The 16816-nt window shown below is 68.7% G+C and carries 15 protein-coding genes; 1 reads left to right on the forward strand and 14 read right to left on the reverse strand.

Translation table 11 applies throughout. The annotated features are described in order from the left end of the window. Positions 1-59: 59 nt before the first annotated feature. From IFR14_RS21395 to IFR14_RS12050, 13 genes are all read right to left on the reverse strand, one after another. Positions 60-1154, reverse strand: a complete 1095-nt coding sequence (locus tag IFR14_RS21395) for an FtsQ-type POTRA domain-containing protein (RefSeq protein WP_161578515.1) — start codon at positions 1152-1154, stop codon at positions 60-62. A gap of 10 nt (positions 1155-1164) precedes the next feature. Beyond that, entirely contained in the window at positions 1165-2577 is a 1413-nt protein-coding gene (murC, locus tag IFR14_RS11995) for a UDP-N-acetylmuramate--L-alanine ligase (RefSeq protein ID WP_137241622.1), read from the reverse strand. A gap of 27 nt (positions 2578-2604) precedes the next feature. Then, positions 2605-3702, reverse strand: a complete 1098-nt coding sequence (locus tag IFR14_RS12000) for a UDP-N-acetylglucosamine--N-acetylmuramyl-(pentapeptide) pyrophosphoryl-undecaprenol N-acetylglucosamine transferase (protein WP_137241621.1) — start codon at positions 3700-3702, stop codon at positions 2605-2607. Continuing rightward, positions 3699-4892 carry a putative lipid II flippase FtsW gene (gene ftsW, locus IFR14_RS12005; protein ID WP_228498104.1) on the reverse strand — a complete coding sequence of 398 codons (1194 nt, stop codon included), beginning with the start codon at positions 4890-4892 and terminating at the stop codon, positions 3699-3701. The genes IFR14_RS12000 and ftsW overlap by 4 nt, the downstream gene beginning before the upstream one ends. 88 nt (positions 4893-4980) lie before the next feature. Next, positions 4981-6492 carry a UDP-N-acetylmuramoyl-L-alanine--D-glutamate ligase gene (gene murD / locus IFR14_RS12010; protein ID WP_137241619.1) on the reverse strand — a complete coding sequence of 504 codons (1512 nt, stop codon included), beginning with the start codon at positions 6490-6492 and terminating at the stop codon, positions 4981-4983. Continuing rightward, on the reverse strand, positions 6489-7586 hold the full coding sequence (gene mraY / locus IFR14_RS12015; RefSeq protein WP_086473215.1) for a phospho-N-acetylmuramoyl-pentapeptide-transferase: 1098 nt from the start codon (positions 7584-7586) through the stop codon (positions 6489-6491). Before mraY ends, murD begins: the two co-directional genes overlap by 4 nt. Beyond that, positions 7583-8989: a UDP-N-acetylmuramoyl-tripeptide--D-alanyl-D-alanine ligase gene (locus IFR14_RS12020; RefSeq protein WP_191941135.1), complete on the reverse strand. Its 1407-nt coding sequence runs from the start codon at positions 8987-8989 to the stop codon at positions 7583-7585. Before IFR14_RS12020 ends, mraY begins: the two co-directional genes overlap by 4 nt. After that, a complete protein-coding gene (locus IFR14_RS12025) occupies positions 8989-10533 on the reverse strand; it encodes a Mur ligase family protein (RefSeq protein ID WP_240043842.1) in 1545 nt (514 codons plus the stop codon). The genes IFR14_RS12020 and IFR14_RS12025 overlap by 1 nt, the downstream gene beginning before the upstream one ends. Positions 10534-10559: 26 nt before the next feature. After that, complete coding sequence (locus tag IFR14_RS12030; RefSeq protein WP_191941136.1) at positions 10560-12332, reverse strand: peptidoglycan D,D-transpeptidase FtsI family protein; 1773 nt, start codon at positions 12330-12332, stop codon at positions 10560-10562. A 73-nt stretch (positions 12333-12405) separates the two neighbouring features. Further along, on the reverse strand, positions 12406-12999 hold the full coding sequence (locus IFR14_RS12035) for a hypothetical protein (RefSeq protein ID WP_191941137.1): 594 nt from the start codon (positions 12997-12999) through the stop codon (positions 12406-12408). Next, positions 12996-13949: a 16S rRNA (cytosine(1402)-N(4))-methyltransferase RsmH gene (rsmH, locus tag IFR14_RS12040; RefSeq protein WP_159878876.1), complete on the reverse strand. Its 954-nt coding sequence runs from the start codon at positions 13947-13949 to the stop codon at positions 12996-12998. Before rsmH ends, IFR14_RS12035 begins: the two co-directional genes overlap by 4 nt. A 139-nt stretch (positions 13950-14088) precedes the next feature. Beyond that, entirely contained in the window at positions 14089-14520 is a 432-nt protein-coding gene (mraZ, locus tag IFR14_RS12045) for a division/cell wall cluster transcriptional repressor MraZ (RefSeq protein ID WP_064297003.1), read from the reverse strand. A gap of 314 nt (positions 14521-14834) precedes the next feature. Beyond that, the gene (locus IFR14_RS12050) at positions 14835-15209 is read right to left on the reverse strand and encodes a DUF3040 domain-containing protein (protein WP_064297004.1); all 375 of its coding nucleotides are present in this window, start codon (positions 15207-15209) and stop codon (positions 14835-14837) included. A gap of 75 nt (positions 15210-15284) precedes the next feature. On the opposite strand from IFR14_RS12050, the gene IFR14_RS12055 reads away from it, so the two are divergent. Further along, the gene (locus IFR14_RS12055; RefSeq protein WP_191941138.1) at positions 15285-16385 is read left to right on the forward strand and encodes a polyprenyl synthetase family protein; all 1101 of its coding nucleotides are present in this window, start codon (positions 15285-15287) and stop codon (positions 16383-16385) included. A gap of 25 nt (positions 16386-16410) precedes the next feature. Here IFR14_RS12055 and IFR14_RS12060 read toward each other — a convergent pair whose 3' ends face one another. Beyond that, positions 16411-16752 carry an Rv2175c family DNA-binding protein gene (locus tag IFR14_RS12060; RefSeq protein WP_086473210.1) on the reverse strand — a complete coding sequence of 114 codons (342 nt, stop codon included), beginning with the start codon at positions 16750-16752 and terminating at the stop codon, positions 16411-16413. Positions 16753-16816 lie beyond the last annotated feature (64 nt).

The following is a 16816-nucleotide window of genomic DNA, read 5'->3' on the forward strand; positions in this document are numbered from 1 at the left end:
CGTGTCGGGACGCTTCCGGGCGTGTCGGCACATCGACGGGAATATCCCGGTGCGCTTCCTCAGCGGACGATCGCGGCGGACGGCGACGACACGTCGTACTGGTTCACCTGGGACGGGTCGGTGGCCGCCATCGTGGTCGCGAGGATCCGCGCTTTCAGGACCGAGTCCTCCGCACTCCCCCACACGACCTCGGCGGGCGAGTCCACGAGCGTGAGGGTGACGTCGTCCGCGGTCGACGCCGAGACCGACGCCACGCGGGCGCGGAGATCCGTCGGGAGCGCCCGGATCACCGCGGCCGCGGCGACGAAGCCCTTGGAGGTCGGGCCGCCGGTGACCATGAGCGTCGGATACCCGGCGATCGGCTGGTCGCTGCGCTCGATCGTGACCCCGGCTGCATCGACCAGGGTGTACACCGATCCGGACTGCAGCACACCCACCGGTTCGCGTTCGACGATCCGCACGACGAGTGTGCTCGGGGGCTGGGATTCGAGGGAGTAACTCGCGATGAGCGGGTATCCGACGAGCACCGCCTTGACGGCTCCCGCGTCGACCAGTGCGAGTGGGCGACCCAGCTGGTCGCTGAGCGCCTCGGTGATCTCGGCCTGGTTCACCCGGCTCGCACCGACGACCTCGATGGACCGGACGGCCAGCAGCGGCGAATAGGCTCCGGCGAGCGAGACGACGATCAGGACGCCGAGGATCGCGGCCGCGATCACCCACGGACGGTGGCGGCCGCGCTTGCGGGCCGTGAACCGACGGATCTCCTGGCGTTCGTGACGACGTCGCAGCTTGGCGGCCTCACGCGGGGTGAGGAACGCCTCATCCTCCGGTTCGTCCGGGCGCTCCAGGGTCGCCGTCGCCGAGGCGGAGGACGCCGCCGCCGGTTTCGCGTCGACCTTCGACGATGGTGCCGGCGTCGATGAGGCCGACTTCGACTTCGCCTTCGACTTCGAGCCCGACGGCTGGGACGGTGCGCCGGCACCCGACCGCTTCGGCCGGAGCCGCGCGGCGTCCAGTTCGATGACGTCCGTCTCCTGCTCGGCGACGGGCTCAGCAGGCGCGCCGGCGCGGTCCACCGGCGCGGACGCCGACGGTCGCGTCTGACGCTCGGGGCGCGGGCTGGCCGCGGGGTCGAAGCCGTCCGGGCGTTTCACCGGACGCCCATCAGACGGACTCGCGACCGGCGATGGCCTCGAGGAGCTGCGGCACGATCCGATAGACGTCGCCACATCCGAGCGTGATGACGAAGTCGCCGGGTCGCACGACCGTCGCCGTGTAGTCCGCGGCGCGCTGCCAGTCGTCGATGTATGCGACGCGGTCCGCGTCGGAGAACCGGGTCGACACGGTCGCACCGGTCACACCGGGCTCGGGGTCCTCGCGCGCGCCGTAGACCTCGAGCACGACCGTGTGGTCGGCGTACCGTTCGAGGGCGTCGGCGAACTCCTGGGCGAACAGGCGGGTCCGGCTGTACAGATGCGGCTGGTGGACCGCGATGATGCGTCCGTCGCCGACCACCGTGCGCGCTGCGGCGAGGGCGGCGGCGACCTCGGTGGGGTGGTGCGCGTAATCGTCGTAGACGCTCACACCGTCGACGACACCGTGCAGTTCGAATCGACGCTGCGTCCCGCCGAAGGCGGTGATACCTCGGAGCGCGTCCGCCGGGTCGAACCCGACACCGACGAGGACCGCGAAGGCGCCGGCCGCGTTGATGGCGTTGTGGCGCCCGGGCACGCGGAGTGTCGCCGCGTAGCTGGTGCCCTCGTAGCTGAGCTGGAACGAGACCGGGCCGGTGGAGCCGACGTCGTGCAGTCGGACGTCCGCGTCGGCGGCCTCTCCGAAGGTCAGCACGCGTTTGCCGTCGGCGGCCGCGCGGAGCGCCGGGGTGATCCGGACCGCGCCGGCGTCGTCCGAGGAGATGACGACGAGTTCGCGTGCCTGCTGGGCGAAGGTCACGAACGCCTGCTCGAACGCTTCGAGCGAGCCGTAGTGGTCCAAGTGGTCGGGGTCGATGTTCGTGATGAGCGCGACGGCCGTGTCGTAGAGCAGGAACGAACCGTCGGACTCGTCCGCCTCGACGACGAACAGTTCTCCGGCGCCGCGGGCCGAGCTCAGCCCGAGGGACTCGATCACGCCACCGTTGACGAAGCTGGGGTCGGCACCGAGCTCCAGGAGCGCCGTGATGATCATGCCGGTCGACGTCGTCTTCCCGTGTGCCCCCGCGACGGAGATGAGTCGCGTACCGGAGGTCAGCCACGCGAGCGCCTGCGACCGGTGCAGGATCGTCAGACCCCGTTCCTTCGCGAGCAGGTACTCGGGGTTGTCCGCCCACAGCGCTCCGGTCACGACGAGGGTGTCCGCATCACCGACGTTCTGCGCATCGTGGCCGATGGCGACCGGGACCCCGAGTTCGCGGAGGGCGTCGATGTTCTTCGACTCGCGCACGTCCGAGCCGGTCACGCGTGATCCGGCGCTCACGAACAACCGTGCGATGCCGCTCATCCCGCTGCCGCCGATGCCGACGAAGTGCACGACGCCGAGGTCGGCGGGGATCTCGACGGTGGGGTCTGGCTTGATCACGGTGTCACGCTTTCTGGGAAGACTGGATCACCGGCCGCGCACGCGCTGCACCGATGGTTGGAGCGCCTCATCGATGAGGGCGATGACGCGAGCCGTGCCGTCGGAGACACCGACGCTCATGGATTGGGCGGCCAGGTCGTCGACCCGGTGCCGATCGCTCAGCAACGGGACGAGGTGCTCATGCACCCAGGCCGGCACGAACTGCGCGTCATCTACCATAACCGCTCCCCCGGCACGCACGACGTCGGCGGCGTTGAAGCGCTGCTCACCGTTGCCGACCGGATAGGGCACGTAGACGGCCGGCAGCCCGACCGCACACAGCTCGCTGACCGTGGCGCTGCCCGCACGCGACACCGCGAAGTCGGCTGCGGCGATGGCGAGCTCCATCCGGGAGCAGTACTCGAGCAGGTGGTAGTGGTCGACACCCGGATCCGAGATCTCGCTCTTCGCACCCGTGATGTGGAGCACCTGCCAGCCGGCCGCGACGACGTCTTCGGCGCTCTGACTCATCGTCGCGTTGATCCGTCTCGCGCCGAGCGAACCGCCGGTGACGAGCAGCAGCGGTCGGTCCGACACGAGGCCGAACTCGGCGAGGGCCGCCGGCCGGAGCGTCTCGCGGTCCAACTCCTCGATCTCGCGACGCAGCGGCATGCCGACGAAGCGTGCGTTGCGGATGGGCGTGTGGTGGAAGGCGACACCGACGTAGGGCGTGTACCTCGCACCGAGTCGGTTCGCGAGGCCTGGACGCGCGTTCGCTTCGTGGATGACCAGCGGGACGCCGGCGCGCCTGGCCGCCGTGTACGCCGGCGCGGCCGCGTAGCCACCGAAACCGATCACCACGTCCACGCGGTGCTCCCGGATCATCGCGACGACGGCTGCGACCGCCCGGCGGAGGCGACTGGGGAAGCGGAGTGCGTCGATGTTCGGACGGCGGGGGAAGGGCAGTTTGGGGATCGTGAGCAACTCGTAACCGCGTTCCGGGACGAGTCGAGCCTCAAGGCCCTCCGCCGTGCCGACGACGAGGATCGTCGCTTCAGGGTCTCTGGCGCGGAGTCCGTCGGCCACCGCCAACAGCGGATTGACATGGCCGGCGGTGCCGCCGCCGGCGAGAAGGTAGGTGGTCATCGGGTGACTCCGGAGGATTGGGGACGTCGAGCGGGTGACCGACGGGACTGCTGGGACGCGGGGCGCCCCCGCTCCCGGGCGAACGACAGGACGATCCCGATCGCGACGAGGGTGGTGAGCAGCGCCGTGCCGCCCGAGGACAGGAGTGGTAACGGCACGCCGAGCACCGGGAGGACTCCGAGGACGACGCCGATGTTCACGAGTGCCTGGCCGATGATCCAGGCCATGATGGCGCCGGTGGTGATCCGGACGAAGGAGTCGTCGCTGGTACGGATCACCCGGATGAACATGACGGCGAGGAAGACGAACAGCCCGAGGACGAGGACGGCGCCGATGAGGCCCAGCTCCTCGCCGATCGCCGCGAAGATGAAGTCGTTCGAGATCGCCGGCAGCCACCCGTACTTCGCGCGCGAGTTGCCGAGACCGACGCCCCAGAGGCCGCCGTTCGCCAGCGCCCACGTGCCGTGGGTCGACTGCCAGTCGGCGTTCTCGTAGTCGCCCTTGCCGTCGCCGAAGAACGCCATGATGCGCTGCATGCGGTTGGCGCTCGTGACGGCCATGATGAGGAACAGCACAGCCCCAGCGACCACCGGGATCGCGATGTAGCGCAGTCGCACTCCGGCGAAGTACAGCGCCGAGAACACGATGAGGGCCATGATCACGACGGTACCGAGGTCGCCACCGAGCAGGACGAGGCCGATGGAGAGACCGGCGAAGGGGATGACCGGGATCAGGGCGTGCTTCCACTCGAGGAGACGCGGTTGCTTGATCGTCAGCACGAGCCCGAGCCACACGACCAGCGCGAGCTTGACCGCTTCCGAGGGCTGCGCGGTGAAGCCGCCGATCTCGATCCAGTTGCGGTTGCCGCCGATCTCGTAGCCGAGCGGTGTGAAGACGAGCAGTTGCAGGCCCATCGCGACGAGGAGGAACACCCACGCCCACTTCTTCCAGAACCGTGCCGGGAAGCGGCTCACGATCAGCATGAGCGGGACACCGATCATCGCGAACGTCGCCTGGCGCCAGAACAGCCCGAAATACCCGTCGCCGGCTTCGTAGGACTCGACGGAGGACGAGGACAGCACCATGACGAGCCCGAGCCCGACGAGGAAGAGGGTGACACCCAGCAGGAGGAAGTAGTTCTTCGACTCCGGACGCAGCACCTTGCCCAGCGAGATCCGCGCACTCGACATGCCTCTCGGCGACGTCGGCGCGTCGGGTGTCCCACTACCTGAGGCGGTCCCCATCATCCGGGACGACGACGACCGCACGCGGCGCGGGTCAGCGCGAGGCGGATCGATCATCCGCCTCACCTCCCAGCTCTGCTTCGACGGCGGCCTGGAACAGGCGACCACGGTGCCCGTAGTCCGTGAACTGGTCCATCGAGGCGGCTGCAGGAGCGAGGAGCACGGTGTCCCCTGCCTGCGCGACCTCGGCGGCCCGGCGAACGGCCTCCGGCATGACGTGTTCAGTCTCCGCTGCGTCGACCTCGATGACGGTCAACGTCGGCGCGTGTCGCGCGAATGCCGCGAGGACCTCCGAGCGGTCGGCGCCGATCACGACGGCCGCGCGCAGGTGGTCGGCGTGCCGCTCCACCAGACGATCGATCGAGACGCCCTTCAACAGGCCTCCGACGATCCACACCACCGAACGGTAGGCGGCGAGCGATGCGTCGGCGGCGTGCGGGTTGGTGGCCTTCGAGTCGTCGATCCAGTCCACCTCGAGCCTCCGGGCGATGAGCTGGATCCGGTGCGCGTCCAGACCGAACGACAGCAGGGTGTCGCGCACGGCCTCGACCGTGATGCCGGCGGCCCGGGCGAGTGCCGCTGCCGCCAGGATGTTGGCGACGATGTGCGGGGCGGCGAGCCCGCGCTGGGCGAGCGCTTCGACCGTCGTGATCTCGAGGGCGCTCGTCCGACGGTCGTCGAGGAACGCGCGGTCGACCAGGATGCCGTCCACGACGCCGAAGTCGCTCGGTCCGGGGACGTCGAGGCCGAACCCGACGGCGCGGGCACCGTCGACGACCTCGGCCTCCTCGACCATCGACATCGTCGCCGCGTCAGCGCGGTTGTAGACGCACGCGACCTTCGTGTTCTCGTACACCACGGCCTTCGCCGCCCGGTACGCCTCGGCGGAGCCGTGCCAGTCGAGGTGGTCGTCGGCGAGGTTCAGGCAGACGCTGGCGAGCGGTGAGACGATGCTCCGACCGCCCTGCAGGCCGAGGGTGTGCAACTGGTAACTCGAGAGCTCGACGACGAAGAAGTCGAAGCCCTGCGGATCACGGACGGCGTCCAGGACCGGGACGCCGATGTTGCCGCAGGGCGCCGCGCGGAAGCCCGCCTCGACGAGCATCGACGCCGTCAGCTGAACGGTCGTGGTCTTGCCGTTCGTGCCCGTGACGCAGATCCACTCGGCCGGGGTGCCGACCTTGTCGCGGACCCGCCAGGCGAGCTCGATGTCGCCCCAGACGGCGACCCCGGTCGCCTGTGCCCAGGTGACGACGGAGTGGTCGGGGTGGAATCCGGGTGAGACGACGACGAGTTCCGGAGCGAACTCGACGAGCTCGGACGGAACGGTCGACAGGTCCCGCTGGATGAGCCGCGCACCGATGACGCCGACGAGTTCGGCGCGTTCGTCCGCGGCCTCGCCTGCCAGGACCAGTACCTCCGAGCCGAGCTCGGTGAGCGTGTCGGCGACGGAGAACCCGGTCATCCCGAGCCCCAGGACGGCGACCCGGAGTCCCCGCCAGTCGGCGTGCCAGCTCCGGAGTCCGTCGAGGCGCTCGGCGCTCAACGGCTCAACCACTCGAGGTAGAAGGAACCCACACCCGCGGCGACGAGCAGACCACCGATGATCCAGAATCGGACGACGACGGTGACCTCGGCCCAACCCTTGAGTTCGAAGTGGTGGTGGATGGGGCTCATGAGGAAGATGCGCTTGCCGTGGGTGACCTTGAAGTAGGCGCGCTGCACGATCACCGAACCGGCCTCGATCACGAACAGCCCACCGACGAGCACCAGGAGGAGCTCGGTCTTGCTGAGGATGGCCAGAGCCGCGAGCGCTCCACCGAGCGCCAACGAACCGCTGTCACCCATGAAGATCTGCGCCGGCGAGGTGTTCCACCAGAGGAACCCGATGAGCGCGCCCACGATCGCCGCCGCGACCACGGCGAGATCGAGCGGGTCCCGGACGTCGTAGCACTTGTACGCCACGTCGGAGGCGAGCGAGGAGCTGAAGCACGACTGGTTGAACTGCCAGAACCCGATGATGATGTACGAGCCGATCGCGAGGATCGAGGCGCCGGTGGCCAGCCCGTCGAGCCCGTCGGTGACGTTCACACCGTTCGACGTCGCAGCCACGATCACCGAGGTCCAGAGGATGTAGAGCAGGATGCCGATCACCGGGATGCCGATCGCCATGAAGTTGATCGGGATGTCGCGGATGATCGAGATGTTGGTCGACGCCGGGGTGAACCCCTCGGTGTTCGGGAAGTTGATCGCGAGGACGGCGAAGACCGTCGCGACGATGAGCTGTCCGGCGACCTTCGCCCACCCGCCGAGGCCGAGACTCTGCTTCTTCCGCACCTTCAGGAAGTCGTCGATGAACCCGACGATGCCGAGACCGACCATCATCAGCAGGACGAGGAGCGCCGAGACGCCGACCTGTTCCTGGAAGATCAGATAGCTCGCGAAGAAACCGACGAGGGTGCCGACGATGATGATGACGCCGCCCATCGTCGCGGTCCCGCGCTTCGTGTGGTGGCTCTGCGGTCCGTCGTCGCGGATGAACTGGCCCCAGGCCAGCTTGCGGAACGCTCTGATGAAGAGCGGGGTCAGGAAGAGGGAGAACGCCAGCGAGATCGCTCCCGCGGCCAACAGGACTCTCATGCGTACAACTCCCCCAGTCGATCGCCCAGCAACCGGAGTCCGGCCGCGTTCGACGATTTGACGAGCACGGTGTCGCCCGGGGCGATCTCCGCGCTCAAGTACGCGAACGCCTCGTCCGCGGTCGCGAAGTACACCGACTCCCCGTCCCACGACCCTTCGTTGATCGCGGTGATGTGCATGCGGCGGGCCTCGGGGCCGACCACGACGAGGCGGCCGATGCCGAGCCGGACGACCTGGAGCCCGATCCGGTCGTGTTCCTCGCCCGCCCAGTCGCCCAGTTCGCTCATGGCGCCGAGGACCGCGATGGTCCGGCCGCGTTCAGCACCGATCTGGGCGAGGGTCCGGATGGCGGCCGACATCGAGTCGGGGCTGGCGTTGTAGGCGTCGTTGATGATGGACACGTCGTCGCGTCCACCGAGGGGCTCCATCCGCCAGCGCTCCGCCCGGCTCACGCTCTCGAGGGCGTCGACGATCAGGTCGATCTCCCCACCGAGTTCGTGGGCGGCTGCGGCCGCGGCGAGGGCGTTCATGACGTGGTGCTCGCCGAGCACCTTGAAGCGGACGGGCGCAGAGGAACCGTCGGGCAGGTGCAGCGTGAACGCGGTTCCGGACGCCGTCGCGACGATGTCGGTCGCGCGAACGGCGGCGCGACCGTCGAGGCCGAACCAGAGCACGCGTGCCCGGGTGGCGTCGGCCATGCCCGCCACCCGTGGATCGTCGAGGTTGAGGACGGCGACGTCCTCCGGGAGCAGCTCGGACACCATCTCGGTCTTCGCCGTGACGGTCGCTTCGATCCCACCGAACTCCCCCGCGTGGGCGAGTCCGACCTTCAGGACCACGCCGATGTCGGGCTTCGCCATGCGGATGAGTCGGGCGATCTCGCCGATGCCGCTGGCACCCATCTCCGCGACGAGGAACCGCGTCTCGTTCGTCACGCGCAGCATGGTGATCGGTGCACCGACCTCGTTGTTGAAGGAGGCCTTCGGGCTGACCGTCTCGCCGACCCGCTCGAGGACCGCGGCCAGGAGGTTCTTGGTCGTGGTCTTGCCGTTGGATCCGGTGATGCCGACGATCCGGAGTCGTCCGAGCGCGCGCACCCTCGAGATGACCTCGGTGGCGAGGGCGCCGAGCGCGGTCACGGAGTGCTCGACGACGATCTGCGGCACGGCGACGGCCAGTTCCCGTTCGACGATGAGCAGGGCGGCGCCGTTCGCGACCGCCGCATCCGCGAACAGGTGTCCGTCGGTCTCCTCGCCGGGCTTCGCGACGAAGATGTCGCCGGGCGTGATGAGTCGGGAGTCGGTGTCGGCGAGGCCGGACACGACGAGGCCGGGGTCCGCCGAACCGGGGATCAGTCGGCCGTCGGTCGCAGCAGCGATCTCGGTGAGGGTCAGGTCGATCATCAGAGCCACCCTGCCTCTCGCAGCGCCTCACGCGAGTCGTCGCGCGCCGAGTACGGGAGCTTCACACCGGCGACCTCGTGGTAGTCCTCATGCCCCGGTCCGGCGTACAGGATGGTGTCGCCCTGACCGGCAAGCGCCAGCGCCGTGCGGAAGGCGGTCGCCGGATCGGCGACCTCGTGCAGCTCGCCGTGCGGCGCGGCTTCGCGGGCGGCCTCGAGGAGCACGCGTCGGATCGACGCCGGGTCCTCGCTCCGTGGGTGGAAGTCGGTGACCACCACGACGTCGGCACCCCGTGCAGCGATCGCACCCATGTCGCGACGCTTCGTCGTGTCGCGGTCTCCGTCGGCGCCGAACACCATGATCACGCGGCCCGGCGTGACGGCGCGGATGGCTGCGAGGGTGTTGAGGAACGCGTCGGGACTGTGCCCGTAGTCGATGTACACGACCGGGCCGCGGTCGCCACTGATCCGCTCGGCCCGCCCGGGGATGTAGGCGTCGATCCCACCGTCCCGTTCGAGGGCCTGGGCGATCATGTCGAACTCCACGCCGGACTCGACGAGCATCACGATCGCGAGCGCGGCGTTCGCCGCCATGAACCAGCCGAGCAGGGGCACGCTCGTCACCAGCACCCGGTCGCCGGGGCCGTCGAGTCGGAACGTCGTGGAGCCGGCGGTCTCCTCGAGGATCGTCATGCGCCAGTCGGCGTCGACCTCCGGGCGGGTCGTCAGGGTCGTCACCGGGATCCGGCTCTGCTCGACGAGTCGGCCGCCCCACTCGGAATCGATCGTGACGACACCACGTCGTGCGCGATCGGGTTCGAACAGCTCCCGCTTGGCCGCGAAGTACTCGTCGAAGTCGCCGTAGTCGTCGAAGTGATCGTGACTGAGGTTGGTGAAGCCGACGACGTCGAAGACGATGCCGTCGACGCGGTGCCTGGTCAGCGCCTGGGCGGAGACCTCGATGGCGACCGCGCGCACTTCGGACTCGCGCATGCGTGCGAGCAACGCGTGCAGCTCACTGGCCTCCGGCGTGGTGAGGGAGCTCGTCACCGCGAGCTCGCCGATGCGCCGCTCCGCAGTGGAGCTCAGCCCGGAGACGATCCCGAGTTGCGCGAGCATGCCGCTCAGGAGGTAGACCACGCTCGTCTTGCCGTTGGTGCCGGTCACACCGAACAGCGTCGGCGGCTCCTCGGCGGTGCGGTACACCCAGGCTGCGAGGTGCCCGAGGGCGGCACGCGGCTCGGGCACGACGATGATCGGCAGGCCGGCCGCTGCGGCCAGGTCTCGTCCGGCGTCGTCCGTCAGCACCGCGACGGCGCCGCGTTCCTTCGCCTGCTCGGCGTATGCGGCGCCATGGGCGCGGACACCCGGCATGCCGATGTAGAGGTCACCGGGCTCGACGGCACCGGAGCTCAGGCTGACACCGCTGATCTCGACGCCGTCGGCCGAGCCGTGCAGGTCGAGGTCGAATTCGGTCACCAGCTGCGAGAGCGCCCGCCGTTGCGGATGTTCCGGCCTGAGGCTGATCGGGCCCTGATTGTTCACGCTGAGCCCATCCTTCATGAGGTCGTTCAAAAACTGAGCGGCAGGTTCGGTGCCGGCTCCGTGGACGGCTGCACTCCCCTGCTCTTCAGCACCTGGGTGGTCACATCCCGGAAGATGGGAGCGACTGCAGCCGATGAATTCATCTTAACCGGGTCGGCCAGGTTCACCGAAACGACGAACTGCGGCGCCTCTGCAGGAGCGAAACCGGCCATCGAGACGAGGTAGCTCGAGCTGTAGCCTCCATCGCCGTCGGGCTGCTGTGCGGTGCCGGTCTTCATCGCCACCCGGTAGCCGGGGACGTCGACGTTCTTGGCCACCCAGCTCTCCTGGTCGACCATCTCGAGCATGTCGCTGACCTGCTTCGCCGCGTCGGCGGAGACGACCTGGGTTCCGGTCGCGTCGGGGACGTCGGTCATGGTGCCGTCGGCGTTCCGGCAACCCTCGACCAGCTGGACGGGCATGCGGACACCGCCGTTCGCGATCGTCTGGTACAGACTGGCGCCCTGAATCGCGGTCGTCGAGAAGCCCTGACCGAACATGGTCGCGTAATCCGTCTGGTTGTCCCAGTCCGCTGGGTCCGCCATGAGGCCACCGGACTCGCTCGGGAAGCCGACCTCGGTCTTCTGCAGCTGACCGAACTTCTGGAAGTAGGCGTAGCGGGTGTCGGCGCTCATCTTCTCGCCGAACTGCGAGATCCCCGTGTTGGACGATTCGACCATGACACCCGACAGGGTGAGGTTCAGATCCGCGTGGAACTCGCTGTCGTTGATGTCGGCACCGTTCGAGGGCTTGTACCGGAATGGAGCGACCACCTGGGAGTTCGGGTTCGCGACACCCTGGTCGATGAGCGCCGCGGCGGTGAGCGACTTGTACGTCGATCCCGGTTCGAACGGCGCGGCGAAGGCCCGTGAGCCTCGGTCTTCGGACGGCGTCGCGCTGACGTTGCCGGGGTCGACGGCCGGGTACTCGGCGACGGCGAGGAGCTTGCCGGTCTTGACCTCCATCACCGTGACGACGCCCCAGCTCGCACCGACCGCTTCGGCCTGCGCGGCGAGCGACTGCTGCGAGAACCACTGGATGTCCTTGTCGAGCGTGAGCACGACGTCGCCGCCGTCCTTCGCCGGCTTCGTCACCGTGGTGCCGGGGAGCGGGAGACCGCCGCTGCCCTTCTCGTACGTCGTGCGACCGTCCTTGCCGGCGAGGCAGGAGTTCTCCATGAGTTCGACGCCCGCCTGGGCCTCGCCCTCCTCGCCCACGAAGCCGACGATGTTGCCGGCGACAGCACCGTTCGGGTACACCCGGTAGGGCTCCTCCTTGAAGGTCGTCCACGGGATCTCCAGTGCCTTGAGCGCTCGGAGCTGGTCGAGCGTGAGCTTCTTGGCGATGAGGGCGTAGAGCGAGTCCTTGTCCGCGGCGAGGGCGTCCGTGATGAGCGCGAGGACCTCCGGACCGGGCTTCCCGATGATCGCGCCGATCTCGTTCGTCGCCTGCTCGAGGGTGATCGTCTGCTCGCTGCCGTCGACGTCGCGCTCGAACGGGCCTGCGTCCTTCGGGGATGCCGCCATGCTGTAGCGCATGACGGCTTCGGCGAGCACCGAACCGTCGGAGGCGAGGATGCTGCCGCGGGTGGCGAGGATCGTGTCGCCCGTCTCGGTCTTCTCGAGGGATTCGGCGCTCAAGGCACTCGCGCGGACCACCTGGATGTCGACCAGACGGAGGACGAAGAGCGTCATCACGATGGAGACCGCGACGATGGTGAACGCGAGGCGTCGGCGCGTGGTCTTCGTGTGTCTCACCATGATGCCCGCACCGCGTCCTCTCCCGACGTCGCACCTCCGAGCAGGGCGTCGTCCTCCACCGTGAGCCGTCCGGTCATCGTGTGGTCGGCGACGGCAGCCCGTCCTGCAACGGTACGGGCGGGGTGACCGCTTCCTGGCTCGACGCGCCGTCTGCGGCGGCGGCGTTCTGTCCGCCGACGAGCGGGAGCGTCGCGGCCTGTGCGTTCGGCACGAGGGCGGCGTTGAAGATCGGACTCGTGCTCGCCGACGCCGGCGTGGGCGTCCCCAGCACAGCACCGTCGGAGAGCCGGAGGTAGGTCGGGAGCGAGTTGCCCACCATGCCGAGCGCCTGCGCGTTCACGGCGAGGTACTGCGGGGAGGCCAGGCGGTCGAGGTCCTCGGCCAGCGCGGCCGAGGTGCGGCCGAGTTCGACCTGCTTCCCCTCGAGCTGCTGGATCTGGTACGCACCCTGGCTCAACCCGACGCTGAGCAGCAACTGGCCGACGACGATGGCGACGACCGCACCGACGACGACGACAGCGTACATCGGCCGTGGTCGGAGCTTCGAGCGTGCCCCGGTCGTGACCGCACGGATGTGCTGCCGTTCGGGGGCCGTCCGGGTCGGCTGTGGCCGAGCGCGTCCGAGCCGTTCAGGTGCGAGATCGAGTGCTGCGGTCGCTCCGCTCATGCTGGCCTCCTCAGCCGTTCAGCCGCGCGGAGTCGCACGGGTTTCGCTCTGGGGTTCTCGTCGATCTCGGCCTCGGTGGCGAGTTCGGCGCCCTTGACGAGGAGCTTCAGCTCCGCGCTGTGCTCCGGGAGCTCGACGGGCAGCCCCGCCGGCGTGGTCGACTTCGCCCGCGCCTGAAGCTCGCGCTTGACGATCCGGTCCTCGAGCGACTGGTAGGACAGGAACACGATCCGGCCTCCGACCCGCAGCAGGTCGAGGGCGCGGGGTACGGCGGCCTCGAGGACCGACAGCTCCGCGTTGACCTCGATGCGCAGTGCCTGGAAGACCCGCTTGGCCGGGTGTCCGGTGCGACGTGCGGCCGCCGGAGTGGCTCGATCGATGAGTTCGACGAGCTGACCGGAACTCGTCAGGGGTCGCTGCTGGCGTTCCTCGACGATGCGGCGTGCGTAGCGCTGCGCCAACTTCTCGTCGCCGTACTCCCAGAAGATCTTCCGAAGCGCGACCTCGTCGTAGGTGGCGAGGATCGTCTCCGCCGTCAGCTCGCTCGAGGCGTCCATCCGCATGTCGAGGGGCGCGTCCTGCGAGTACGAGAAGCCGCGTTCGGTCCGATCGAGTTGCAGTGAGGAGACACCGAGGTCGAACAGGATCCCGTCCACCTGTGGGAACCCGAGCTCCTCGGCCGCCTCGTCGATGTCGTCGTAGACGGCTTTGACGAACCGGGCTCGCGACCCGAAGCGCTCGAGCCGCTCCTGAGCGATGTCGAGTGCATCGAGGTCGCGGTCGAGCCCGATGAGGGTCAACTGCGGGAACCGCTCGAGCATCGCTTCGGCGTGGCCCGCCATGCCGAGCGTGGCGTCGATGAGGACCGCACCCTCGTGGGACACGGCGGGGGCGAGCAACTCGATGCATCGCTCGAGGAGGACCGGGGTGTGGATGTCGTTGATGGCCATATGCGTAATCCGGACGGTCCCTGACCCCTGATCCCCATCCGTTCCGACCTGGCACCGGGGAAGTGTGTCAGGGCGGGCTCCGACCTGGCACCGGGGAAGTGTGTCAGGGCGGGACGGCTGGGAGTCAGGGGGCAGGGCACTAGAAGAGTCCGGGGATCACCTCCTCGGCAGTCTCGGAGAAGACGCTCTCCTGTTCGGCGAGGTAGGACTCCCATGCCTCGGCGTCCCAGATCTCCGCGCGGCTGCCGGCGCCGATGACCACGAGGTCGCGGCTGAGCCCGGCGTACTGGCGGAGGTTGGACGGAATGGTCACGCGGTGCTGCTTGTCGGGGGTCTCGGCGCTCGCTCCGGAGAGGAACACGCGCAGGTAGTCGCGGGCCTGCTTGCTGGTGACCGGAGCCTGGCGGATCTTCTCGTGGAGCGCCTCGAACTCCCGCGTGCTGAAGACGTAGATGCAGTGCTCCTGGCCTCGGGTCATGACGACCCCGCCGGAGAGCTCATCGCGGAACTTCGCCGGCAGGATGATGCGGCCTTTTTCGTCGAGTTTGGGGGCGTGACTACCGAGGAACATACGCCCCCGCCCCCAATCGTTCTGGCCAACATCTTGGTTGGGCTCCACTTTACTCCACTTTGCCCCACCAATGCAGCACATTCCTCCACATCGGACAATTTGTCCATGAAAAAACCCCGCAAAGTCAAGACTCTGCGGGGTGGAGGGAAATGGAGGGGCTTTGCCATACCCGGGACGATCAGGGAGGGCCTGAAACGACGAAACGGGGCCGATCCGAAGATCGGCCCCGTTTGGAGTCGTGGCGCGGCGCCGCCGCGAGGGAGGGAAGTGGAGTCAAGTGGCCGGCCGCGGAGCGACCGGGAGACCTGGCATCGTTACCGCTCGTCGCCCGACTGACGCTTGTCCCAGCGGTCGTTGAAGCGGTCCATCAGACGCGAGGACTTCTGGCCGGCCGGAGCAGCCTGACGAGGACGCGGCTGTTCGAGTGGAGCCCGGGTCGGCTTGGTCGCCACGAGCACGCCCGTGAGCATGATCGCGAACCCGAGCAGACCGACGATGGGCTGCTGGATCACGACTCCGAGCACGAGGCCGATCGCCCCGACCACCGCGATGAGGGAGCCGAGCGCGATTCCGCGGTAACTCGGTTTGCCCGCGCCAGCGCTGACCTTGGAGACGAAATCGGCATCGCTGCGGTAGAGGTGGCGTTCCATCTCATCGAGGAGCCGTTGCTCCTGCTCTGAAAGTGGCATCTGATTCCCCTCAAGGTCACACGACGCGACGTTGTTGATCGAGTCTAGCCACCGAAGCATGACTAGGCTAGGTGCGTGATCGAAAGCAATGAACTCGCCACCCTGGTGGGCCGCGGGCTCTCCGACTTTCTCTCCTCGCGAAGCTCCATTGTCGCGCAGATCGGCCCGGAGCTCTCCCCGTTCCTCGACTTCTCCCGGGAATTTCTCAGCGGTGGGAAGCGGTTCCGAGCACAGTTCTGCTTCAGGGGCTGGCAGGCCGTCTCGACCGGGAGGCACGCCAGCGGTCAGGGCGGCCTCGAGACCGTCATCGCGACCTGTGGAGCACTCGAGCTGTTCCACGCCGCAGCGCTCGTCCACGACGACATCATCGACAACTCCGACACCCGCCGGGGTGCACCGTCGGCTCACGTCTCCTTCGCGGAGTTGCACCGTCGCAGCCGATGGGACGGCGACCCGACCACCTTCGGCACCGGAGCCGCCACACTCCTCGGCGACCTGCTCCTCGGCTGGAGCGACGAACTCCTCGACGACGGACTCGACCAGCTGGACGACCGCACCGCCGCTCGCGCAGCGCGGGCCGAGTTCAACCGGATGCGAACCGAGGTCACGGCCGGCCAGTACCTCGACATCCTCGAGGAGCGCGCCTGGCGCGACGCCGCCGACGACGAACACCGCCGCCGGGCCGAGCGCGTCCTGATCTTCAAATCGGCCAAGTACAGCATCGAGTCCCCGCTCGCGCTCGGGGCGCTCCTCGGCGGCGGGAACGAGCAGCAGCTCGCGTCGCTCCGCGGGTACGGCCTCCCCCTCGGCATCGCCTTCCAGCTGCGCGACGACCTCCTCGGCGTCTACGGCGATCCCGCCGTCACCGGCAAACCGAGTGGCGACGACCTCCGCGAGGGGAAGCGCACCATCCTCATCGCGCTCACGCGGGAGGCCCTCCAGCCGGGCGCGCGCGCCATCCTCGACGAACTGCTCGGGGATCCCGAACTCGACGACGACCAGATCGGCCTGCTCCAGGCGACCATCCGCGACAGCGGGGCCGTCGACCAGGTGGAGAAGCTCATCCAGGACCACGTCGCACGGGCGCTCTCCGCATTGGGCGAGGCTCCGATCAACGACGACGCCCGGGCCCACCTGCGCGGCCTCGCGGTCGCGGTCGCACGCCGCGAGACCTGAGCGGTCCGGCTCGGACGGCGTGGGATCAGGCCAGCGCCTGAGCCACCCGGCGAACCTCGGACCGACGTCCCTCGCGGAGGGCTTCGATCGGCGAGGTCCCGATCGCGTCGTCGTCCTCGAGCATCCAGACCATCGCGGCCTCGTCGTCGAAGCCGTTGTCGGACAGCAGCGTGAGCGTGCCGCGCAGGTTGTGCACCGGCCCACCGTCCGCGATGAACGACGACGGCACCTGCAGCACGCCGTCACGTCGGACGGCGAGGAGGTCGCGCTCCTCGAGGTACTGGCGGATGCGTCGGATCGGCAGCCCGAGTTCGGTCGCCAGATCGGGAAGGGTGAACCACACGAGTTCGGAATTCTGCTCAGTCACGCACAGCAGTCTGCCACGACCACGCTCCGATCGGCGCCGTCGGATCGCGTTCGGGTAACGATCC

It is taken from the genome of Plantibacter sp. CFBP 8775 (assembly GCF_014839505.1).
Taxonomy (GTDB): domain Bacteria; phylum Actinomycetota; class Actinomycetes; order Actinomycetales; family Microbacteriaceae; genus Plantibacter; species Plantibacter auratus.